Source organism: Flavobacterium maritimum (assembly GCF_040049085.1).
GTDB classification, from domain to species: Bacteria; Bacteroidota; Bacteroidia; order Flavobacteriales; family Flavobacteriaceae; genus Flavobacterium; species Flavobacterium maritimum.
Map to the genome: position 1 here is coordinate 261422 of NZ_JBDLZY010000002.1, position 23752 is coordinate 285173.

At 35.9% G+C, this 23752-nt stretch carries 15 protein-coding genes; 3 read left to right on the top strand and 12 right to left on the bottom strand.

Going from position 1 to position 23752, the window contains the following annotated elements; genetic code table 11:
- Window positions 1-6: 6 nt before the first annotated feature.
- The 3 genes from ABEB23_RS05230 (at window position 7) to ABEB23_RS05240 (ending at window position 5882) form a co-directional block, all read left to right on the top strand.
- Window positions 7-3237, top strand: coding sequence for an efflux RND transporter permease subunit (locus ABEB23_RS05230; protein ID WP_348811366.1), 3231 nt, complete (start codon window positions 7-9; stop codon window positions 3235-3237).
- Between the two features lie 64 nt (window positions 3238-3301).
- Entirely contained in the window at window positions 3302-4720 is a 1419-nt protein-coding gene (locus ABEB23_RS05235) for a TolC family protein (RefSeq protein ID WP_348811367.1), read from the top strand.
- A 55-nt stretch (window positions 4721-4775) separates the two neighbouring features.
- The gene (locus tag ABEB23_RS05240; RefSeq protein ID WP_348811368.1) at window positions 4776-5882 is read left to right on the top strand and encodes an NADH:flavin oxidoreductase; all 1107 of its coding nucleotides are present in this window, start codon (window positions 4776-4778) and stop codon (window positions 5880-5882) included.
- 341 nt (window positions 5883-6223) lie between these two features.
- Here the strand turns inward: ABEB23_RS05240 and ABEB23_RS05245 are convergent, their stop codons facing one another.
- From ABEB23_RS05245 to ABEB23_RS05300, 12 genes are all read right to left on the bottom strand, one after another.
- Entirely contained in the window at window positions 6224-6766 is a 543-nt protein-coding gene (locus tag ABEB23_RS05245; RefSeq protein ID WP_348811369.1) for a YceI family protein, read from the bottom strand.
- A gap of 9 nt (window positions 6767-6775) precedes the next feature.
- A complete protein-coding gene (locus ABEB23_RS05250) occupies window positions 6776-7120 on the bottom strand; it encodes a hypothetical protein (RefSeq protein ID WP_348811370.1) in 345 nt (114 codons plus the stop codon).
- Between the two features lie 19 nt (window positions 7121-7139).
- Window positions 7140-8003 carry a DUF5777 family beta-barrel protein gene (locus ABEB23_RS05255; protein ID WP_348811371.1) on the bottom strand — a complete coding sequence of 288 codons (864 nt, stop codon included), beginning with the start codon at window positions 8001-8003 and terminating at the stop codon, window positions 7140-7142.
- 5 nt (window positions 8004-8008) lie between these two features.
- Window positions 8009-8404 (bottom strand): OB-fold protein, encoded by a 396-nt coding sequence (locus tag ABEB23_RS05260; RefSeq protein ID WP_348811372.1) that lies wholly within the window; start codon window positions 8402-8404, stop codon window positions 8009-8011.
- Window positions 8405-8734: 330 nt separating this feature from the next.
- Window positions 8735-9115, bottom strand: a complete 381-nt coding sequence (locus ABEB23_RS05265; RefSeq protein WP_348811373.1) for a c-type cytochrome — start codon at window positions 9113-9115, stop codon at window positions 8735-8737.
- 628 nt (window positions 9116-9743) lie between these two features.
- Entirely contained in the window at window positions 9744-11087 is a 1344-nt protein-coding gene (locus ABEB23_RS05270; protein ID WP_348811879.1) for a Gfo/Idh/MocA family protein, read from the bottom strand.
- Between the two features lie 116 nt (window positions 11088-11203).
- On the bottom strand, window positions 11204-12502 hold the full coding sequence (locus ABEB23_RS05275) for a DUF3472 domain-containing protein (protein WP_348811374.1): 1299 nt from the start codon (window positions 12500-12502) through the stop codon (window positions 11204-11206).
- 20 nt (window positions 12503-12522) lie between these two features.
- Window positions 12523-14703, bottom strand: a complete 2181-nt coding sequence (locus ABEB23_RS05280; RefSeq protein ID WP_348811375.1) for a M1 family aminopeptidase — start codon at window positions 14701-14703, stop codon at window positions 12523-12525.
- A gap of 115 nt (window positions 14704-14818) precedes the next feature.
- Entirely contained in the window at window positions 14819-17917 is a 3099-nt protein-coding gene (locus tag ABEB23_RS05285; protein WP_348811376.1) for a DUF5107 domain-containing protein, read from the bottom strand.
- Window positions 17918-18128: 211 nt separating this feature from the next.
- On the bottom strand, window positions 18129-21146 hold the full coding sequence (locus tag ABEB23_RS05290) for a glycoside hydrolase domain-containing protein (RefSeq protein WP_348811378.1): 3018 nt from the start codon (window positions 21144-21146) through the stop codon (window positions 18129-18131).
- A gap of 50 nt (window positions 21147-21196) precedes the next feature.
- Window positions 21197-22192 carry a c-type cytochrome gene (locus ABEB23_RS05295; RefSeq protein ID WP_348811379.1) on the bottom strand — a complete coding sequence of 332 codons (996 nt, stop codon included), beginning with the start codon at window positions 22190-22192 and terminating at the stop codon, window positions 21197-21199.
- Window positions 22193-22279: 87 nt separating this feature from the next.
- Complete coding sequence (locus ABEB23_RS05300) at window positions 22280-23692, bottom strand: aryl-sulfate sulfotransferase (protein ID WP_348811380.1); 1413 nt, start codon at window positions 23690-23692, stop codon at window positions 22280-22282.
- Window positions 23693-23752 lie beyond the last annotated feature (60 nt).

Consider the following 23752-nt stretch of genomic DNA (forward strand, 5'->3'; position numbering starts at 1 on the left):
TTACAAATGTTCAAAATATTTATACAAAGGCCCGTACTGGCAACCGTTATTTCCATTTTGCTGGTGATATTAGGAGTACTTGGACTTACGAAATTGCCTTTACAACAGTTTCCTGATATTGCGCCTCCCTCGGTTTTAGTCACGGCGGTTTATCCGGGAGCCAACGCAGAAACGGTTTTACGTTCGGTTGCGCCATCCCTGGAAGAATCGATAAATGGTGTGGAAAACATGACGTATATGAGCTCGACTGCCAGCAATGACGGTACTCTAGCGATTACGGTTTTCTTCAAATTAGGAACTGATGCCGATCAGGCTGCAGTGAACGTGCAGAACAGAGTAGCACAAGCTACAAGTCAGTTGCCTGCAGAAGTTGTGCAGCAAGGTGTAATAACAGCTAAACAACAAAATAGTTTTATCATGGCAATTGGTATGTATACCGAAGATGAGTCCAAATACGACCAGACATTTGTTGCCAATTATGCTCAAATCAATATTATTCCTGAAATCAAACGTATTCCAGGAGTTGGTGCTGCCAGTATTTTTGGCGGTGTAAAAGATTACTCTATGCGTGTTTGGCTGAATCCATCTCAAATGTCTACTCATAATGTGACGCCAAATGAAGTCATGGCAGCGATTCAGGACAAAAGTTTGGAAGCGGCTCCTGGTAAATTTGGTGAAAGAAGTACCGAAGTTTTCGAATATGTAATTAAATACAAAGGGAAACTAACCAAACCGGAAGATTATCAAAATATTGCCATTCGTTCCAATGCTGACGGTTCAATTCTTCGATTAAAAGATGTGGCAAGAGTGGAACTTGGTGCCTACTCCTACAACAGTTTAACGCGTTTGAATGGTAAAAAAGGAATTGTAATTGGCGTGATTCAGCTGGCGGGTTCCAACTCAAATGATATTCAGATTGCGATTAACAAATTGATGGTTAAAGCCTCTAAAGATTTTCCTGCCGGAATAAAACACAATATTTTCTACAGCACAAAAGTGTCGTTAGATCAGTCTATTGAACAAGTGGAGCATACTTTATTAGAAGCTTTTATACTGGTATTTATAGTTGTTTTCATCTTTTTACAGGATTTCAGATCGACTTTAATCCCTGCAATTGCTGTTCCGGTAGCAATTTTAGGAACGTTCTTTTTCATGCAGTTATTTGGATTTTCGATAAACCTTTTAACTCTTTTCGCTTTAATCTTGGCCATTGGTATTGTGGTCGATGATGCGATTGTCGTCGTCGAAGCTGTGCATGCCAAAATGGAACATAAACATCTGTCTCCAAAAATTGCTACACACGAAGCCATGCACGAAATTACCGGAGCGATTATTTCGATTACCCTGGTAATGGCAGCGGTATTCCTGCCGGTTGGTTTTATGGAAGGTTCTACGGGAGTTTTCTATCGTCAGTTTGCTTTCACGATGGCTATTGCGATTGTAATTTCAGCTGTCAACGCTTTGACTTTGAGCCCTGCACTAGCCGCTTTATTCTTAAAAGATAATCACGCTACTCATAATGGACAAACTCCATACGTTAAACAAGGATTTAAAGAAAAATTCTTTACTGGATTCAATAATAGTTTTGAATCATTAACCAACCGTTATGTTGGTGGATTGAAATTCTTAATCCGTAACAAATGGGTTAGTTTAGGCGGATTAGCATTAATTACTATTGCAACCATTGTAATGGTAAAAACAACTCCGTCAGGATTTATTCCAACAGAAGATCAAGGATTTATTGCCATTGCAGTGAACACACCTTCGGGAACATCATTAGACGGAACTCAAAAAGTAATGACTAAAGCCGAAAACACTTTAAGAGGTTTGGAATCTTCACGATTTGTAACCGCCATTTCGGGTTTCAACTTATTGACGAATTCTACAAGCCCATCATCGGCAGTTGTTTTTGTATTGCTTAAACCAAATGAAGAACGTGGCAGCATTAAAAATATTGATGAAATAATGAATCAGGTTCGCGGCAAATTAGGTGCCATTTCCGAAGGCAGTTTCTTCGTATTTAGTTTCCCGACAGTTCCTGGTTTTAGTAATGTTGAAGCTTTGGATTTAGTACTACAGGATAAAACTGGCGGTAAACTGGATAAGTTTAGCGGTATTTCTCAAACGTTCATTGGGGAATTAATGAAACGCCCAGAAATTGCTGTTGCTTTTACCAGTTTCAAAGCTGATTATCCTCAATTACAATTGGATATTAATGACGAGAAAGCGGATCAATTGGGTGTAAAAGTTAAAGACATTCTGCAGACTATGCAGGCATATTTTGGAAGTGCACAGGCATCCGACTTTAACCGATTTGGTAAATATTATCGAGTGGTTGTTCAGGCCGATATTGCCGACAGGGCAGATCCTTCAGCTATTGACCGTGTATTTGTAAAAAACAAAAATGGCGAAATGGTGCCAATCAATACTTTGGTAAAACTAAGCCGTATTTATGGTTCTGAAACGGCTTCGAGATACAATTTGTTTAATTCTATTTCGGTGAATGCGATTCCGAAACCTGGATTTAGTTCTGGAGACGCCATCAAAGCAATTGAGGAAGTTGCCGCGCAGCAATTACCTGCAGGTTACAGTTATGAATTCTCAGGACAGACCCGTGAAGAGATTTCTTCGGGAGGACAATCAACTACAATTTTCCTATTGTGTCTGATATTCATTTACTTCCTACTTGCTGCACAGTACGAAAGTTACATTTTGCCATTAGCAGTAATATTTTCAATCCCAGCTGGAATCTTTGGAGTATTTGTAGCCATTGGCTTGACCGGAATCGAAAATAACATATATGTACAAGTTGCCTTGGTAATGCTTATCGGATTACTCGCCAAGAATGCGATTCTGATTGTAGAGTTTGCAGTCCAAAAACGAAAATCGGGTCAGGCATTAGTCAAAGCATCCATAGACGCTGCTAAACTGCGTTTACGTCCAATTATCATGACGTCACTGGCTTTTGTTGTTGGATTAATACCGATGATGAGCGCCAAAGGTCCATCGGCTCAGGGTAACCACTCTATCAGTATTGGTGCCGCCGGGGGAATGGTTTCGGGAGTAATTCTAGGGTTATTAATCATCCCTGTTTTATTCATTGTATTCCAATATTTACAAGAAAAAGTTACTGGAAAACCAGTAGCTGTAATTCATAACCACGAAAATAAAAATGGAAAATTATATCACAACAATTCTAGTGACAATCATCATCAGCCTCACGTACATAGCGTATAAAGTGTCAAAAGATCTTGAAACCAAAAAAGATATCTGTCCAGAAATTTAATTACGAAAAAGTAAAATGAAAAAGTATATAACCAAAACCGTGATGATCGTCATTTTGATCACCACAATAATATCCTGTACTGTTACTAAGGATATTGAAACTCCAAAAGATGCATTTCCTGAGAATTTCAGGAATGCATCGGTTTCAAAAGATACCGCAAGTATTGGTGATTTGGAGTGGAAAAATTTCTTTACAGAAAAAGATATTATTCAGCTGATTGACAGCGCAGTTACTAGAAACAATGATCTGCAGATTGCAACCAAAAACATTGAAATAGCACAATACAGATTCACGCAATCCAAATGGGGAAATGTACCGCAAGCCAATTTATTTGTGACTGCCAATACCAATAATCCTTCCGATAACAGTTTTACTGGAAGAACACTGGAGCAGGCTTTGGGAGCAAAACATATTGATGATTTCTCGACTGGAGTTTCACTTTCGTGGGAAGCGGATATCTGGGGTAAAATTCGCAATCAGAAAAAAGGAGCTTTTGCCGGTTATCTTCAATCGGAAGAAGTAAAAAAAGCATTGCAGACTACTGTTGTTGCCAATGTTTCAAGCGGTTATTACAATCTTTTGATGCTGGACGCACAATTAGAAATCGCTAAGAAAAATGTACAGTTAATTGACAGTACCACCACTATTATCAAATTGAAATTTGATGCCGGACAGGTAACTTCATTAGCTATTCAGCAATCGGAAGCGCAAAAATTAAATGCATCACAATTGGTTCCCTTATTGGAACAAAACATTGCGATTCAGGAAAATGCTTTGAGCGTTTTGACGGGTTCATTCCCTAATTCGAAAAAAAGAAGTATTGTTCTTAGTGCTGTTGAAGTGAAAAATAATGCATCTGTCGGAATTCCGTCTTCCATAGTAAGCAGAAGACCTGATGTAAAAAGCGCTGAATTGGCTTTAAAAAATGCGAATGCTAATGTTGGAATCACCAAAGCGGATTTGTATCCAGCGCTTAGAATTACAGCTCAAGGCGGATTAAATTCATTTGAAACCAGCAATTGGTTCAATATTCCTGCTTCCTTATTTGGAACTTTAGCGGGAGGTCTAACACAGCCTTTATTGAACAACAAAAAACTAAAAACGCAATATAATATCGCGGTTGCCGAAAGGGAAAAAGCAGTTTTAAATTTCAGACAATCGGTTTTAGTTGCCGTTAGCGAAGTATCTAATGCTTTGGTAAAAGTCGAAAAATTAAACCAGCAGCAATATTTTCTTCAGGAACGAGTAAAAACACTGCATCAGGCTATTAAGAATTCGAAAATGTTATTCCAAAACGGAATGGCAGAATATCTGGAAGTGCTGTCAGCGCAAGCCAATTTACTGCAAAGCGAACTGGAACTGGCTAACATTAAAAGAGAACAGCTTACCGCCAATACGGAATTGTATCGCGCATTGGGCGGAGGCTGGAGATAAAATCTCAAATTTATTTACAACACTAAAAAAACTAATAATCTAAATTATAAATAGTATGAGTACAAATAATTTATTTACACCCTTTAGCCTTAAGTCGCTAAATCTTAAAAACAGAATCGTAATGGCGCCAATGACGCGCTCTTTTTCTCCAAACGGAATTCCAACTGATGAAGTTGCTGCTTACTATCAAAAAAGAGCCGAAGGTGAAGTTGGTTTAATATTATCGGAAGGAACTGTTATCGACAGGCCTTCGTCATCAAATGATGGAAATGTACCTCATTTTTATGGCGATGAAGCACTAAAAGGATGGAAAAAAGTAATCAATGAAGTCCACGCTACCGGAGGTCAAATGGGTCCACAAATTTGGCACATGGGAATTATGGATAATCACCATTCTGGCTGGGTTCCTCCAGTTCCTTTTGAAGGTCCGTCGGGATTAAACCGTCCTGGGTTCAATAACGGTAATACAATGTCTGAAAAAGATATTGAAGACACCATTATTGCTTTCGGAAAAGCAGCTGCTGATGCCAAAAGATTAGGCTTTGATACTATCGAAATCCATGGTGCACACGGTTATTTAATTGACCAGTTCTTCAATCCTGAAACCAATTTACGTACTGATATTTACGGTGGAAAAACAATAAAGGAACGCAATCGGTTTGCCATCGAAGTAGTGAAAGAAGTCAGAAAACAGGTCGGAAATGATTTTGCTGTGATTATGCGTTTCTCTCAATTCAAACCTTCTGATTACAACTATAAACTAGCTAAAACACCTCAGGAATTAGACGCTTGGCTTACGCCACTTGTGGATGCCGGTGTTGATATTTTGCATTGTTCACAACGTCGTTTCTGGGAACCTGAGTTCGACAAATCTGATTTGAATTTTGCAGGTTGGGCAAAAAAAGTAACCGGAGCCCCAACCATTACTGTTGGTTCTGTTGGACTTTCAGGAGATTTCTTTGGTGCTTTTGCAGGCGAAAGTTCACAGCCTGCGTCTTTGGATGAACTAACAAGACGTTTCGACAGAGGCGATTTTGATTTGGTTGCCGTTGGAAGACCTTTGCTGTCTGACCCAAATTGGACTGCAAAAATAAAAACCGGAAAAACAAATGAGCTTATAGGATTCAGTAAAGAAGCTTTGAGCGAATTGATATTAGAATAAATTTCACAGACAAGAATTAAAGTTAAAACAGAGAGAAATTTAAAGGGTTTCTTTCTGTTTTTTTATGCCCTTATTAACTCATGATTTTTAAGCTATCAAAAAATGTCTAGATCGGTATAAGCTGTTCGATTGTAACTTCCTACTCCACAAAGGCAGAAAAACATATGTTTTTCTGCCTCTTTTTATGTTAAAAACCAGTAAAATCAAGGTTTAAAAAGAGTTTAATCAACATAGCTCAATTTTCACAACAAACTATAACATATTGAAATCAAACATTTTAAATTATTGAAAAAATATTATTGGCAGGGGAAATCGAACTCTTTTTTACAATATTTAACGGGCTATTTTTCATCAAGAATAAAATCAACAGTGACAGTAACATCTTCCGATACTTTACTTTTCACAATACTGGGTATTTTTATATTAAAATCTTGAGCTTTAACAGTAAAGCTATTGGTAAGATATAATTTTCCATCTTTTAAAACTAAAGTGATTTTAGTTTTAATCTTTTTTGTAACACCATGTATGGTCAAATCACCCTCCAAATCGTATTTTCCGGAAGTGGTCAATTTTGAAGCATCAAAATTTATGATTTTCCCTTTAAAAGTTGCTTTTGGATATTTGGAAGATTCAATATAATTTTCATTAAAATGCTCTTCCATCAAAGGAACTTTAAACTTGAAAGCCTTTATCAAAGCCAATGCAGCAAATTCCCCATTCGACTCATCTAGAATAGCAGAAACTGAATTGTTTACGGCTGCGACAGGTTCGAAGGAAGGTACTGAGGCCTCAAATTTTATTTTCCCAGTTCTAGTCATCACCTTTTGGGAGAAAATTACATTTCCCACAAAAAAACACATCATCAAGAGTACTGTTTTTTTCATCGTTTTAGCTTATTTTTCTACAAATCCGTTAGCTACCCAAAGTTTTATCAAATCAATATTTGGCTGAGGCAATTTTCCTCCTTGTGGCATTCTTTCCCCACAAGATTCCGACTCGATTCTACAGACTAAATTATTGTTTATACAAGCACTTTTCACTCCCTCATAAGTTTCCAAATTAGGAGATTGATTTGTTCCATAATGGCAACTTGTGCAATTTCCCGTAATGATTGGTTTTATATTGACAACATAAGTAGGATTGCTCGTTTGCAAACTTATCTCATTATAGGTGTTTGATTCGCAGGAAACAATGAATACACCAAATAATACCATCAACAATATTTTTATTTTTTTCATTCGAATATCTTATTAATTTTTAAAAAACCCTGTACAAGTTAAATCCAAAATAAAGACTCCCCCCGCTCCAATCTCCAGTGGCATTAGAAAACACATAAACGTCATTCATCGTTTGACAATTAGAGAACACTAACTGAAAAATATGTCCCCCTGTCTCGATATCCAGTCCCACTGAAAGTAAATCATGATAAACCGTATTTTCTGGCGCATCTATTCGAGGAGCATATTCTAAATTCATACTTACCCTTTTTGTGAATTTGTATCTTCCTCCTATCCCCACTGCAAATTGATCTTCCCTTTCAGTTGTTGGATCGTATAGATTTTTATGAATATAAATTGGTGTTAGTTCCGCCGAAAACTTCTCAGTAAATTTTCTGGAAATCAGTAACTGTGTAGAGTAAGCCAAACGATTATAGGTTTCTAATCCCGGATAGATATCTGTACTTAAATTTGTGTTGATATCCATAGTGTTATAGCCCACAATCGTGACAGGAAAACCATCTGTTTCTTGACTTTTAAACCTATATTTGGCCGTTAATTCATAAATTTTATTGTTGGTTTGCCTTGATGCTCCTATTGACAACCAGTTTGTCACGCCATAAATAGCCCCTAATTTTGTGTAGGCATCATCCAACCCGAAAAAATTGTTCAGCCCCTGCGTCAAATCACCAAATCGGTGCGAAATCAATACATACCATTCGCCTTTTGCAGTTATTTTTGTCGATTGCATGTTACAAATTTGCAACCCTTTGAAACCTGCAATTTCTACTTGTTTTTCTTTTGGTTTTATGGTATCCAATTGCATTAACAAATCGTCTTGTGCTGAAGCTTGTCCAATGGCTATAAGGCCAAACACCAAGGATAGAAATAATTTTATCTTCATTTAGTTTAATTTTTGATTACAAAACATTGATCTAATTTTAATTCGCCCATCAAATCATCATAACCTACAACCCTTCCCTTTACGGTTACCGTTTGATCTTTTTTGATTGACAAATCCTGACTTTTAAAATTACAAATGACAATCCCGTCCAGAATAACTTCATTCCCATTAGAAGCAGTGATTTTCCCTTTTATTGCTACTGCTTTTTCGAGGTATTTTTCATTTGCTTTTTGGATATTTGTAGTAAATTCTGAAGTGATAGATTCCGAAGTAACTGTAAAATTTGTTTTTTCGGTTGTCAAATTTCTAGCCCCCCCATGCATTACATAATTATAGGCGAAAAAGCCAATCAGTCCAATCACGGCAACCAATAAAATAATTATTTTGATTTTTTTACTCATTTCTCTTTCCTTTTTAACTGTTAAGTATTAGCGATTCTTTTACTTTAATTCGATAAACAAAAAAAGATAAGACCCTATTGAATTGAAAATTTGTTTTACTCACTGATTTGCAATCCGAGACTTATTAGAACATCAGTAATTGATTTGTATTTACTAAAACCTCATTATACATTGAATCTTAAATTCATAATAGCATTTGACTTTTTTTCCCACCAAAGTTTTTAACTTTTATGGGCTCACAACTATGATAATTTGTGTTTTTTGATGGTTTTAGTTATTTTGTCATTAAAAATAAATGCATTGCAACTTCTATCTTTTCAATACACATTTTTAATTTGGCATTCCGTTAGCTATCCATTTATTAATCAAATCAATATTAGTCTGGGACAATTTCCCTCCTTTAGGCATCACCATTGGATCTCCGGCCGGTTTTCCAATTCTTTCTTTTATATCCGTAGATCTGGAACTTACTTCTTCATACGTTAGAAGCGGATGATTGCTTTGTTCTCCTCCAGGACCATGACACGATATGCAATTTCCATCTATAATTGATTTAATATTGGCCGTGTAGGTAGGATTGGTTACTGTTGACCCTCCCCCTCCTGTTGTTGGAGGATTTACAGGAGTTGGCGAATCATCACCACCTCCACTACATGACATTACTGATAAAGCTACAACTAACACTGAACACACAATTTTTAATTTTTTCATTGTCAATTAATTTATTTGGGTTCATAAAACAAATTTTCTGTCTAAAACCGAATAGCTTCGCTTCTTCTGAAGAAGATATTTTCCAATCAAAGGCTAATTTACTTAAAACAATTGAAATACATGCAAAAAAAAATTAACATATAATTAATAAATATTTCTAAATAAATCACAATATTTTATAATTAATTAAAGTTGCTAGTTAATAAATTTGTTTAATTGCAGCACAAACACAAATAAAGTTAGCTTTATTAGAAAACATCACTTTAAATTGAAGTGGTCAATATCATTGGAATTTGCAGCTATCAAAATATGTCAAGACTGGTATACAACGATTCCTTAATTATTAAAAATCCATTTTACAGGCTGTAAAATGGATTTTTTTATGTCTATCTCTATATTAATATTTCTTCATTAAACACATGATAAAGCTGTTCAACTTCTATTTGCTTCAATTAAGAATTTTAAACAATATTAAATCAAATGCATTAGAATTAAATAATCATTACAAATTGTCATTAAACTATAAATGCATTGGGATTTGCTACTACCTCCGTAATCGCTATAAAACGAAAAACCGTCTAAAAAATACTTTCTAGACGGCTCTTTTCTGAATTAAATCTGCGGTTATTTATTTAGAAAACTCAACAGCTTGTAATTTTTGCCAACCTCCACGAGTAAAATCCGGAATCTCAACCGGAGCAGAATTATTGTCCAGAGATATTTCTGTTAATGGAGCCAAGCAGGACCATTCTGCCAAATCATAAACATCCATGTCAAGAGGAAATCCATTTTGCAAACAATAAATTAAACGGTAATCCATAATAAAATCCATACCTCCATGACCTCCAACTTCTTTAGCTTTTTCTTCAATTCCTAAAACAATTGGATTTTTATATTTTTTCATCAAAGCCTCTTTCACATCTTTAGGGACATAACTGTGTGCATTAAAGTTTTCATGGTTTGGAGCAATATCTGACCCGATAGCTTTTGAATCTAATGCATATCCTTCTACAGGATATTTATTTGCAAACCCTTTAGTGCCGGTCAATTGATACATCCTGCTGTAAGGACGAGGATTAGCAACATCATGCTGAATTTGGATTGTTTTTCCGTTTTCGGTACGTATCATTGTCATTGTATGATCTCCGTTTCTGAAATTTTTCAAATCCTCTCCTTTTGTCTCTTTGATGAAAGCAGGAATTCCAACCGCTTTTGTATCCATTGATACTAGATAATTCATCTTATCACCACGGTGAATGTTTAATGCCAAACAAGCAGGTCCCATACCGTGAGTAGCATAAATATCGCCACGGTGTTTCATGTTATAATCCAAACGCCAGTTGTTCCAGTAATCTGCCCAATAAGGTTCCAAATTGTGAATATAAGCACCTTCTGCATGAAGAATTTCTCCAAACAAACCTTGTTGCGCCATATTCAATGTGGTAAGCTCGAAAAAATCATACACACAATTTTCCAATTGCATGCAGTGTTTACGTGTTTTTTCAGAAGTATTGATTAATTCCCATATTTCATCCATTGTCATGGCACCCGGCACTTCAATGGCTACATGTTTTCCATCTTTCATGGCTTGGACACCTATTTGAGCGTGGTGTTTCCAATCTGTGGCTACATAAACAAGATCTACATTAGGTAGTGCTGTTACTTGTCTCCAAGCGTTTTCTCCAAAAAATTCTTTCGCTTTTGGAAGCCCTGCTTTCACAAGAATCTTATTTGCTGAGGCTGTTCTGTCTTCCAACATATCGCAAAGAGCTACAATCTCGACTCCCGGAATATGTGTCATGCGCTCAACGGCACCAGGACCTCGCATACCCAATCCGATAAATGCAATACGAACTGTTGGTATTGGAGATACGGCAAGACGCAAAACATCCGTTTGCCCCTTTGGACGTTTTGGAGAAGTAGTCTTTATCATTTGTCCAGATGCCACTATCCATCCCAACAGACAACACATAATCAGGACGGATTTAAAAAAAGTAGTTTTCATTATTATATAAATTAATTAGTTTAAAAAAATAGCCACAACAATTGTATATAGCCTGGTTAAATTGCTCTAACGAGGATTACCTTTTATGGTAAGTCATTAAAATTAATATTGGGTTTATTGTTAGTTAAAGGTCTTACGAAAATACTTTTCGTCCTAGTGTAATTGTTAAAAAAACCTGCATTCTTTAAATAGAATGATTCACCATCCAAACCTCCTGAATAATCCATACGACACCCTTTATTTCCAGTATTATCGATAGTAAATTTTGCAGAGTTTACTTCAATCCAATTTCCTTTAGTGTCGAAAACCCATTGATTACTAAACAACACTTTACGCGATACATCACCTTGCTCTGGGATAAAGTTTTCTAAAAAAGAATGAAATCGCTTTAAATACGTATTGGTTTGTGGGCGATTGAAACTGGCAATTAACTGCCATTGACCCAATTCCGGAGCAAAAAAGTAGGCCGTATAAGTAGTTGTATTATCTTTTTGGGGCATCCCATGGAGTAGAAATTTATAAGTGTTGCCGGCAATCCAATTATATCTCAAATAACTTTGTCCCCCAGATCCCTCATTGCCAAACTCCCCCGTTGTTACATCTTTCCCTTTTTTCAGCAACTTTATTTTTTGAGAATCGGGAATACTTTCCGGATTATCAGTTTCAAAAGGACTCCACACAGAAAACAAGATTCTACGCTCTTTTTCAGAATTAACTTGAATTCCAAAATAGCCTTCGCCAAAACCGTTCGCCATATAATAAGAACCTATAATATCCTGACCTATCGGAACAGTAATTTCGTTATAATACCATTCAGCATTTACATTTTCAGGTACTTGGTAATTTAAATGAACCGAAGGCCCGCGTCGACCCCAGTAATAAAAATTCCCTTCGTTATTCGGAACCAGTGCAATTTTTCCTTTAAAATCAGAACTACTAATTGTTAATCCCGAAATAGAAGGAAAAGCATTTGCAGTCCTACTGATTCCTCTTATTTTTATGGCAACATAACCTGTATCCGAGATTTTCCAATTTCCAATTGCTACCGATTGTTTTTTTCTTTCATTATAGGTAACTCTTTTGGCTACATCATTGATAGTAAATTCTACCACTGATTTCCCAGAAACAACAACTGATTCATCTGTTGATATTGTAAATGTCCCAGGTTTCGAAATTCGGAAGTAGGCTGTAAAATACTCTTTGGGATTAATCCAGTTTTCTATTCCGTTATTTGTAATTGTTGGATTTTCTTCCAGATGTAAAGAGCTGAAAGCGTTCCCTCCAAGAGGCATTGATAGTTCAATTTTTGAATTTTGGGCCGACGACACAACGCTAACAAGAATCGCAGAAAAGAAAGAAAAAGCAACTTTTGAATATTTCATTTTGATTACCATTTTGCGAACTATTTTTGATTCTCAAATTTTTTCATCAGCATGGTTACATGTTTTTTGGTGTCTTCATCCAATGATATCAATGCTTTATTTCCTTCTTCAGCAGAGAATTTTAATAATCCCGATATACCTGCAGCAATCACTTTATATGACTGTTCTTTAATACTTTCGTTCATTAATTCTTTATAGGCAATATCACCAGTAGATGCCAATTTCAAAATTGCTGAGGCTCTAACAGTTGTATTTTTATCATTTTTGGCGATGCTAAGTAAGCTTTTCAATGCGGCATCTTTTGTTTGACTATCATTTAAATCTAACCCTTTAACACTCAGTGCTCTTAAATCATCCTGTTGATCTCCTAATCCAGCCAATAAGATAAGCTGGGCAGTATGACTTCTATCTTTGGTTGCAAATTTTATTGCTTCAATTCTGTTGAAATACGATGGAACATTTTTGTATTGATAAAGGTAATCTTCAACTTTTTTGTTTTCAATAATTTGTCCCACTACAATTTTATCCACATCCATATCTATAAAATCTGGCTTGACTGGTACCTCAAAACTGAAATTTTGTTCTCGTTTTTCAATTAAAATATTCTTGCTTATTTTATTTCCATTTACATAGATATCTACTTTTAATGGCAGGCTAAATGTTTGTACTGAACTATCCTGCGTTTGCTTTACAGAAATAGTAGCTTTTCCATTAGCATAACCATATTGAATTTCTAAAATTGGATTACCTCCCTGATAGTACCATTGATTAAAATAAGGGCTCCAATCTTTTCCGGTCACATCTTCCATTGCCAAGCGCAACTGATGTGTTTCTGCATTTTTGAAAGCATACGTTGTCAAATAACGATTTAATGATTTAAAGAAAGCTTCATCACCCATTTGATTTTTTAAAGCATATAAAATGATAGAACCTTTTGAATAACTAATATTATCAAATAAATCATCTTTGTCATTATAATGAAAACGAGCCAAAACTGGACTCATTCCATTTTTTTGAGAACGCAAATAGTTTTGTAATTTTTCATAACGCGACCTGTCTTCTGCATCTTGCCCTGCATCATGTCCATGCCAAAGCACTTCACCAAATGTTGCAAAAGATTCGTTCATTGTTAAATTTGACCAAGATTCGGCAGTTACATAATCTCCAAACCACTGGTGAAAAAGTTCGTGAGCGATAGTACTTTCTTCATTTGCATCCAGTAATTCTCTGTCTGTTTTCTGTACATATTCCCCATGCAAAGTAGCTGAAGTATTTTCCATGGCACCAGAAACGAAATCTCTGGCAACCACTTGAGAATATTTGGCCCACGGATATTCAACTCCTAACATTTTACTGTAAAAATTCATCATATCCGGCGTTTTTCCAAAAATTTGTTTGGCATATGGCGCATACTTTGGTTCCAGATAGTAACTGACTTCTTTCCCATTATAAGATTCTTTATATACTTTAAAATCTCCTACTGCCATCATGAACAAATACGGAGAATGCGGTAAATCCATTTTCCAAGTATCTGTGCGGGTTCCATTTTTGTTGGTTTTCTGGGTAACTAATTTTCCGTTTGATAAAGTAGTGTATTTAGCATCTACTGTCATGGCAATTTCGGAAGTTGTTTTTTGACCTGGCTTATCAATAGTAGGAAACCAAACGGACGATGCTTCTGTTTCACCTTGTGTCCATATCTGTACTGGTTTATCAGCTTTACCGTCTGGATTTATAAAATACAAACCCTTTGCATTTGTAATTGCCACACTTCCTTTTGTTTTTAATTCATCTGGTTTTGCAGTATAATCAATGTAAATGGTGTATTTCTCTGTGTTTTTATATTTTCTGTTTAAAGTGATAAAAAGTTGCTCATTGTCATACGTATAAATTAAAGGAATTTTTTTCTTTCCTTCTATTATGGCGATTTCTTTAAAGTCCATTCCTTTGGCATCTAAAGTAAGCGTATCTGTTTCATAAAAATGAGGCCTTAGCGTTAGCCATTCTTTTCCGTATAAATACCGTTTGCCATAATCAAACGATACCTCAAGTTTTGTATTTACTAGGTCATTAACCTTTAGCTCTGTCACTCTGTAAACCGATAAATCATCTCTATTTTGGTCAAGGTTTTGTGCTACTATTTTTTCGGATACTAATAGAATTATGCTAAAAATTGTATATTTTAAAAAAAGCTTGTTCATTTTTATTTATTTATCATGGTTATTTTTTGATCACATTAGCTCGAATATTTCCCGATACTTTTGCCTTTCTTCTTTCATAGTTATTGCCTGATATTTCCTGCTAGCATTGACTTTTTTAAAGTTGCTCCAAAATTCTCACCTCGCCATCCTTTTCATCTTCCGTTAAGCTATCTGATTGCTTTTTGGTGTAGACCTGTAAACACCATTGAATAATTTTATTGGAAGGATAGCTCCTCGCTTGCGCCTCCAACCATTCTTCTGCCTTTTTTGCAGTGGAAGTTTTTTCGATTGCCCATGCCGAAACCAGTTGATTTGCCGGTAAAAAATTCATTACTGTATTGTCAACTTTTGGAATAAAAGCAACGATTTTTTGCAAGGACTCCGTAGCAGTTTCTTTATCGTCAAGGCTAGTATAACACAAATAGTTTAACCAGTTCTCCATTCTTTCGTCTATGTTTTCGTCATATGGTTTACCCGCACCCAAATTTTCAGGCCATAGCTTTGCTTCCGCAATAAACTGCAATGCTTTTTTGTATTGCTTCTTCTTCATTTCCATTACTGCCTGCATTAGTTTGGCTTCATGGTATAATTGTCTGCCCGCAGTAGCTCCTTCAAAAGGAAGAATTTTCAATTGAGTTAGCAAAGCATCTGCAGAAGCATATTTTTTATTAAGCAAGAGTGTTTTCGCATATAACATTCCCATGATATAATTATCTGTATGCTTTTTATAAAAAGGCTCAATAATAGTCAATGCTTTGTCATATTGCTTTTGTGCGATAAAATGCTCTGTTAACAATTTAGGGTATCGCCATCCTTGTTTATCTAATTTAATGGCTTGTTGCAGATCAATCAAAGCCGATTCCGGATTGTCTTTCATCAGTGCCGCCCTTGCCGCATAAAAAGCAGGATCCATTGGTTTAGTGCCACATAGCCTGAACAATTCCTTCGCCTTCGCAAGATTATTTCGGTTCCATTCAATCAAAGCCAGATGGTATTTTAATTGCCATTGTCCATTTGTTGGAATCAATTTTTCTAAAACATTGGCGGTTTCAGCCCGAAATGGAAAACTGATTCCAGGTTGAATCTGACTTAAATCTACTGCTTTGTTTTCCAAAAATGCTTTCCAATACAATAGTTCTGCATTTGGAACAGCAAGCGAAAACGCTTTTAACGCTTCATCTTTACGATTTAAATTCTGATACCAAATCCCCAATTCCAAATAGGTTTGTTGTGGCATTTCATTTTGTATCAGCGAAGTAAAACCTTGCTTTGAGACTTCGGAACCATCCAAAAGAAATTTCTCAAAACGAACAAAATGATTCAAAGGGTCAACTGCGCTAATTTTATTTAGTATCTCACTCGCTTTTGAAATATTGTTTTGCAAACGGTATACTACTGCCAACAGTTGCAGTCCTTCTAAATTATATTGATTGTTGAACAAGCTTTTTTCTGCATACTCAATGGCTTTGGTTTGTTCGTTTTCACAAAAATAAAGCTTACTCAATTCGGTATAAGCAGCAGTTCTATATTCCACACCTGAAGCAGCAATATCAAATCCATCTTTGGCATCTGTGCTGTTTCCTAAATGCAGATTGGCCAACGCATAATAATAATTGGCTGCAGGGTCATAAGTATTTATTGCCAAAGCCTTGCTTGCTGTACTAACTGCCTCAGCATATTGAAACTTCCTAATTTGCAAAGAAGCCATATCCGATAATGCCGGAACATAATTAGGGTCTTTTTTCAAACATTCCGTTAACTTCTCCTCCGCTTTTATATAATCTTTAAAACTGATCCAATTTTTCCCTTGCAGGTATAAACCGTATACAGAATTATTATCAAAATCTTTTGGTATTTCTAATGGTCGACTTAGGTTTCCATCTTCTGGTGCCGAATTCCAAACCAGTTTATTCTCCCCGATTGCTAGTTTTAATTTGTTTTCATCAACAGCAACACGAATAGAGTCTTTGAATAATTCCATCGGCTTAACGGAAATATCCTTGGAATACACCACTTTGCCATTATCCAACACAAGCAGTTTTTCGTTCAACTTTTGCAATGGCGAAAAATAAATCTTCAACCAGCCGTTCTCGTTTTTCACATTTACGGAACCATAATTATTCGCTTTTACGAAGCCTTTGGTTTGTTTAACTGGAAACCAATACTCTGTCCAAGAATCCGACTGATATGGTGAAAAAGAACGGTGTTTAAAAGGCGTGTACATACTGTTTTCACTAGATTGATTGAACAATCTGCCACTTTGCACTTCTACATACTGCCCGTCTGTATCCGTCAATAATTTTTCCCAGATCATCCCTTGTTGGGATAAACCCCATATCCATATTTTTTTCCCGGGTTTCTCCTCATAATTACTATATCTAGCCATTCCGAAATCTTCGTCATGCCAGTATCCTCCGAAAAAATCACTATGTTTACCAGACACATGGTATGATTTATACCCTCCAAAATTGTTGTTGTTGTAAAAAGAAAGATCCTTTCCATTTTCCTTGTTGATTGGCCATGAATTATACTCCCCATCGTGGCCTATGTAATTTTTTCCCGGATAAATAAATTGTAAATTTCCTGCTGCCTTAATCCCTGTATTCATCCAAGTATAGTACGGCTGCTCAAATGCAGTGTCATTAAACCAAAAAGAATTAGTGGTAAAATAAGCTTTGTCCTTCGGTAAATTAATATCTAATTTCCAAGAAGTTCTGGTAAGTAAATCAAATACACCAATCACACAACTTACACTACCGTCTTGTCTATTAATGGTAATATAATCTACTGGCGTGGCACAATTAGGAGTGTGGCCAATAATTCCATAATTTCCCTCTACACCACCGCTGGTCCAAGGACCACGCATGGCAATATCCCGAAACTTAATTACATGATTGTTGTAAATAAAATCTTTTCCGGTTGATTTTTCAATGGCAGACCAAACCTTACCTCCTACCTCTGGCAATATGGTCAGTTTGATATAATCGTTCTCCAGTTCGATTACTTTCCATTCTTTTTGTACCGGCTTATCCGTAAAGCCGTCAAATCGATAATACGGATAGACTTTTGTGTCCGGCTTCGGAATAGGATCCGGATCAGAAAATGGATAGGTTGTAAAAACCTTTTTATATTCTTTTATCGTTGGCGCGTTATTTTGTGCGACAGCAAACTGACCTATAAAACAGAAAAGAAGTAATACTGATTTAAATTTCATGCTAGATATTTATTTTTTTAACGGATTCGAATGATCGCTAACAGGCTAAGTAATATGTTATCGCCACTCTTCTTTTGTGTTTAGAATCATGGCGATTTCATACATTGTGTCTTTTATTCCTTCGCATTGCTCTTTCTTTACACCCTTAAGTATCATGATAACCAAACCATAAAGAACAATAGAATTCAAGTTAAAAAGACTTAAAAAAAGATTATTGATTAACTATCAATAACAATCCTTTTCCTTTAGGAACTGCTAATTCCGAATTAACAGAAAATTGCTGTGCTGATTGAAAGTTCTTTATTTCAGGGATTGTTATTGTAGCCTTTGCAGGATCAATTCCTAATTTTTTCCAATCTATATTCAGTTTTACTTTTACATCATTATCTGCCCAACTGGCGATAGAAATTAATGCCGTGCCTTTCTTTTTATAAACTGTTGCCAATACCTTATCGTTAGTCGTTTTTACAGGACAGTTTTCGCTCCAATATCCAATCATTTCAGAACCTTTGATACCGAAATCATTCCATACTTTCCAGATTGGACGCGGATCTGCATTTTCACTCCATGGCATTCTGTTCGTCATACCGTAAATCATACCACGCCAAGGATTTCCACCATCCTGCAACATTTCACCCATCAATCCAAAAGGAATTCCGCTTACTTCAGTCAAGTAAAAGTCAGCTTGGTTTTTTTCATAATCAAAATATTCTCCAAACCACAGTTTATTCAGATATGGAAAATGCTCCATATATAGATTGGCACTGTTATTAAACCCATCACTTTTGTTGTATTGGTTGGCACTGTGCAAATCAATTATTCCAGGATGTCCGTCTTTCGTCAATACCCTTTTAACTCGCTTCATTGTAACCCTGTCAAAAGCTACATCATCAAGGTAAACACCATCAATACCAACGTTTTGGGTTAACCAATTCATTCCTTCCACATAATAATTGTGCCAACGGTTCATACCACTGTTTACTATTGCAGCATCTTTAATTTCTGGAACAAACCAGGCGGCAATATAATCGTCACCCACATGTTCTTGCAACCAACTAAATCCTCCCCCTTTTCCCGGAGAATAAATTTCATGTCCCAGACTTCTCAAAGCAAAAGTTTCGGGTGCTTTATTGGAAAGCTCTCTAATGGTATTGTAAATTTTCACTTTTAAACCCTTAGCATGTGCCTCGTCAATATAACTTTTCATCTTATCATGCTCGATAAAAGGATAATTGATATAAGGATTTATAGGAGTTGCATGATGAATGTTCACTATTGTAGCTCCTGTTTTTGCAATGGTATCCAAATTATTATATCGGTGATAAAATTTGCTGTCCCATTGAAAATCCGTATTTATAGCATGAAAAGGCGTAATTAGCAGATTTAAATTATAGAACAAGACCTCTCCTTTTTTCATGCTTCGGCTTCCGCTGTAAGCAGTAACCAAAACCGATTTTCCGTTAGGAACGATATCTATTCCCCCTTTGCTTCCATTGCCCCAAGAAGCAGGTAAGAGCAATGGTTTTTGTAAATAGAAATTAGTATTTAAAGGACGGCTGTATTTTTCATCTCTTAATGAAAACTGCAATCCCGAATTCACATTTCCAATCCAGGCACCATCCTGATTTTTATTGGCCACATCCCACTTCCATTTAATTGATTCAGGACGTTCGCTTCCTTTTTGACCTAATCCCATCAGGTATTTGGCAGAAGTTGGTTGCAAAGGCATTTGAAAATTAATATCATTGAAAGTGACATCTTCAAGCGCCGTAATTTTTACGGTGTACGATAAAAATCCGTCAAATTCAAGGGTTCCGTTGACCTGCGTTTCAACAGCAGTATCGGTATTAGTACTTTCCCATGATACGGTTCCTGCCTCTTTTTTTGTAAATTTGAAACCGGTGTTTTTCCAATTATTAATTTCTTTTCCAGTATTATCCAATAAATGAAACTGTGCAGGAGCAGCTAATATATCATTGGCTTTGGTACCAATTGAAGTCATTTCAGGTGTGAAAAAAGTTTGAATCTGAGCAGGTAATCCATTTTTGCTCAAAAGTACTTTTCTTCCTAATAATGAAATCTCCGATTCTTTTACTTCTAATGGTGTATAAGGTGCAATTACGGTATTTTCTTGCGCCATGGTGGAATTTAACCATTTTAATCGGGTCATTTTTTCGGGATGGTCGATACCACCGTTATGTGTTACCGCTTCACTTACCGCTAGATGAAGGGTAATCTCTTGGGTGGCATCTCCCGAACTAACCAAAACTTTACCAAAGTATTCTCCAGCCTGAGTACTTTCCGGAACATCAATTCCGCACCACATGGCTTGTATTTTTCCTTTTGACACATTTACCGTATTCGAAAAAAGAGAACCGTCATATTTTACCCCATCTGTATTGATGCAGCTTATATTTTTTGCTTCAATTGTTTTCCCATCTTTATTTTTTAAATCTGAAAAAGTAACTTTTACATTGTTCAAATCTTGTAAAGCGTAAACACCCAACTGAAAAGCCAAATATTCTCCTCTTAATGCCGTATCCGAAAAAGTATTTTGAACTCCTTTGTCAATCCAGCGTTTTGGTAAATCTTTTTGCATTCGAATAGAATTCATTCGATCTTCCGGAAAAACCAAGAATGCTTTTCCTTTATTTTGTGCAATAATATTTTGTGTTTCAGCAGTTGTAGCAATTACCTCCATTGGGTAAAAACTATTGAATTCATTGACACTTTGAATTTCTGAAACACTACAATTCGCCTTTAGATTTGATTTAACTTTAGACAGCCATCCTGCATCCGCAGTATTTTCCGGTTTAACGTAAACTCCTTTAGGATAGTATACCTTAGGTCCTTCGTCTATGTATGGTAAATAATATACATAATAGGTTCCTTTGCCTGAAATTGGCTCAAAAAGAACCGTACCGGATTCTCTGTTTATGTTCTCCGTCTTTATATTTAGAATGTCTTTACCTGTTTTTGCATCCTGAACAATGATTCTTTTTTGTTCCGGATTTTCATCTCTTCTACGCCATTCAATAGTTGTTTTGGCAACCGTTCCTTTGCCTTTAAACTCGATGACAGCGCGATGATTTCCAAGCAAATCCGGGTTCCAGCTACCGTTACCATTGGTGTATTTTATTTGCTGGGCAATCAACGGCATGCTGAAAATGAAAAGAATACTAAATGCTATTTTTCTCAAAATAAGTCTGTTTTTTATGTTTGTTTTCATTTTATTTCAAAATTCAAATTTAAAGAGCAATTATTGTTTAGGACAGATCGTTAGTAAGTTGGTTTTAAACCTTTCTTTTTCCAGAAATCGATAATGGGTTTAAAAGGTCCATACTTATGCTGTTCTGCTGAGAAAGTATCGCCAAAAGGACCATTTGCATAATCTATAGGTTTACTCATTTTGTTAGGATAATCAAATGTTTTAGGATTTGGCCTTGCATGGATGGCATCATCATTTACATAAGCAGCGATATCAAGCGCTTGTTCATCTGTAAGATACGGTTTTCCAAGAGTCACTTTATCAAATGGCATATTACCTTTTAACCACTGCGCTTGCTTAATAATTCTATGCATACTGGAACCCGGCTGATACCCATAATCTCCCCATAAAGGAGGATAAATATAGGCTGATTTATCTTCATTAAACTTTCCTTCACCATCATTTCCATGACAACGAACACAATTTTCAGCATAAAGAACTTTTCCTCTTGCAGGATTTGCAGCTCTATCAGGAAAAGCTATTTCTAAGTTCTTAGCGCCCGTGAATGCACCGTCTTTTGGTACGAACGTACTAATCCATTTAAAATAAGATAAAAAAGCCACCATTTCTTTCCCATCAAGTGGAATTGGTTTTCCTGAATGTGGTCTCATTATACAATTATTAACACGTTCGGCAAGGGTGAGCACTTTATTTTCCCTTCCGCGATATTGCGGGTAATTGTCATGAGAGGACATCAAATTGAAAGCATATGGTTTTGTACCGGCATCTTGATGACAATTGGTACAATTCATTTTATTTCCCAAATATTTTCCGTTAATGCCGTTTGGTCCAATGTAATACGACGTTCTTAGCATCAACTCTCTTCCATAACGAACTGATTCCCCAAATTGATCATCAGGTATTTTTGCTGTATCAATTGTGATATAAGAAGCATCTTTGGATGATGCTACCGACTCCGTTATGGATTTAGCTGAGGAAGAATTACAAGAATTGAATAATAAAAGAGGCAACCCTGCAATTAAACCGGCAAAAATTATTTTTTTCATAGTTCAAGTTAATTTAACTAGGATTGAGAAAAAGTGCTTCAAACAAAGATGTTCTTTTCTCTCCTCTGCATCCTAAAATATTTATTTTTAATTTATAAGGAATGGCTTAAGCTTCGCTTCAGGAATAAACTCTACTCTATAGGGCGGAATTTCCGACTCTAAAGCCCAAAGCAATACTCCTTTTTTATTGGTAAGCACTGTAATATGTCTTTTGGAACAACAAGCCAATATGGTTTCTTTATCAATCATATAAGCACTCCCCATTCTGTCATTATATATTTCCGTAGGTAATTTAACTTGGAAATCCTGTTTTACTGTATTGTTTTTTTCATCTACTTTCAAAGCAAAAATTGACGATTGTTTTTTATCGACTCCATTATCAAAAAACATGAGGCTTCCTTCCGGATTAATATGTGCCGCATGGGCTTGTGAAAAGTTACAATTGGCTGGCATTTTCATGGTACCGTCTTTACCTATTTTCCAGATTACTTTTCCGGTTTTAGCATTTACTTTCCAAATTTGACCGTTATTATAAAACGAAATAATAAAATTTCCGTCTTTATCGAAATTTAAACTGTTGGCATGCATCCAATCCTTTTTGGTTTTCAACAATGCTTTGTCTTTCATTGGATCTAAATCATCAAAAACACTCCATTTCCAAAGCTGTTTTCCTTTTTTATCTAAGATAAGAATCCCATCGCCGTTGATGGTATCTTTCTTTTTACCACCTATTGCAGATAAATCGGTAATTCTTTCATCAACAAACAAAGTCACTATTTCGTTAGTTGATTTTTTTATAATTTCATGATGAATAACTTGTTTAAAATCGCCTTGTCCTTTTTTAATATGTGTTAGTGTGTCGCCCTGTAAATTAATTTCCAAAATCTCACTCCCATAACTGGTCGGTTCATCATTTTTACCCAAAATAGCAATAATACTTTGATCATCTGTAAAGTGGGAAACTTTAAATCCTGTTCCTTCAACAGTATGATACCATCTCAAATTCCCTTTATAATCTACCAGATATGCGGTACCTGGGGTTTCTCTTTTACTCAAAAGCAAAAAGCCTTTTTTGAAATTTTCCGGTATTAAATTGGGTTTTGGGCAAGTAGCCTGAAATTGTTTTTGCAACCATTCTGGTAACTTCCTGGATTGGAAAGTATAAACTTTGCTTTTATTTTTTACCTCCCCTTGAAGAGTTACAACCTGATAGCTGTATTTAGTGTTAGGACTAATAGAACAGAGTACCAACGAATGTTTTCTGCCCTCTGCTGATATCAATGAGGTCATTTTACCTTTTCTTGCGATTGAATCTCGCCAATACTCTACATATACCTTTGCATCAGTACTTGTAGTAACATCAATTTGAATCTTCAATTCGTTGTTACTATGAGTTCCGACACTGATATTCTCGATACAATTGCCTTGATTATTAGAGCAAGCCATCAGTAGCAATAGAGTGAAAACAAATAGGCCTTTTGACAAAATTCTCTTGATCATTTTAAGTGTGTTTTAAAAAAATGCAACTACTTTTTTATAAAAACCAAGAATGTAATAATC

Excerpts from the sequence above, each read along its gene's own strand:
- ABEB23_RS05285 (WP_348811376.1), bottom strand. The coding sequence starts at position 17,917 with ATGAAATTTAAATCAGTATTACTTCTTTTCTGTTTTATAGGTCAGTTT.
- ABEB23_RS05235 (WP_348811367.1), top strand. The coding sequence starts at position 3,302 with ATGAAAAAGTATATAACCAAAACCGTGATGATCGTCATTTTGATCACC.
- ABEB23_RS05255 (WP_348811371.1), bottom strand. The coding sequence starts at position 8,003 with ATGAAGATAAAATTATTTCTATCCTTGGTGTTTGGCCTTATAGCCATT.
- ABEB23_RS05275 (WP_348811374.1), bottom strand. The coding sequence starts at position 12,502 with ATGAAATATTCAAAAGTTGCTTTTTCTTTCTTTTCTGCGATTCTTGTT.
- ABEB23_RS05290 (WP_348811378.1), bottom strand. The coding sequence starts at position 21,146 with ATGAAAACAAACATAAAAAACAGACTTATTTTGAGAAAAATAGCATTT.
- ABEB23_RS05230 (WP_348811366.1), top strand. The coding sequence starts at position 7 with ATGTTCAAAATATTTATACAAAGGCCCGTACTGGCAACCGTTATTTCC.
- ABEB23_RS05270 (WP_348811879.1), bottom strand. The coding sequence starts at position 11,087 with ATGTGTTGTCTGTTGGGATGGATAGTGGCATCTGGACAAATGATAAAG.
- ABEB23_RS05245 (WP_348811369.1), bottom strand. The coding sequence starts at position 6,766 with ATGAAAAAAACAGTACTCTTGATGATGTGTTTTTTTGTGGGAAATGTA.
- ABEB23_RS05250 (WP_348811370.1), bottom strand. The coding sequence starts at position 7,120 with ATGAAAAAAATAAAAATATTGTTGATGGTATTATTTGGTGTATTCATT.
- ABEB23_RS05300 (WP_348811380.1), bottom strand. The coding sequence starts at position 23,692 with ATGATCAAGAGAATTTTGTCAAAAGGCCTATTTGTTTTCACTCTATTG.
- ABEB23_RS05295 (WP_348811379.1), bottom strand. The coding sequence starts at position 22,192 with ATGAAAAAAATAATTTTTGCCGGTTTAATTGCAGGGTTGCCTCTTTTA.
- ABEB23_RS05280 (WP_348811375.1), bottom strand. The coding sequence starts at position 14,703 with ATGAACAAGCTTTTTTTAAAATATACAATTTTTAGCATAATTCTATTA.
- ABEB23_RS05260 (WP_348811372.1), bottom strand. The coding sequence starts at position 8,404 with ATGAGTAAAAAAATCAAAATAATTATTTTATTGGTTGCCGTGATTGGA.
- ABEB23_RS05265 (WP_348811373.1), bottom strand. The coding sequence starts at position 9,115 with ATGAAAAAATTAAAAATTGTGTGTTCAGTGTTAGTTGTAGCTTTATCA.
- ABEB23_RS05240 (WP_348811368.1), top strand. The coding sequence starts at position 4,776 with ATGAGTACAAATAATTTATTTACACCCTTTAGCCTTAAGTCGCTAAAT.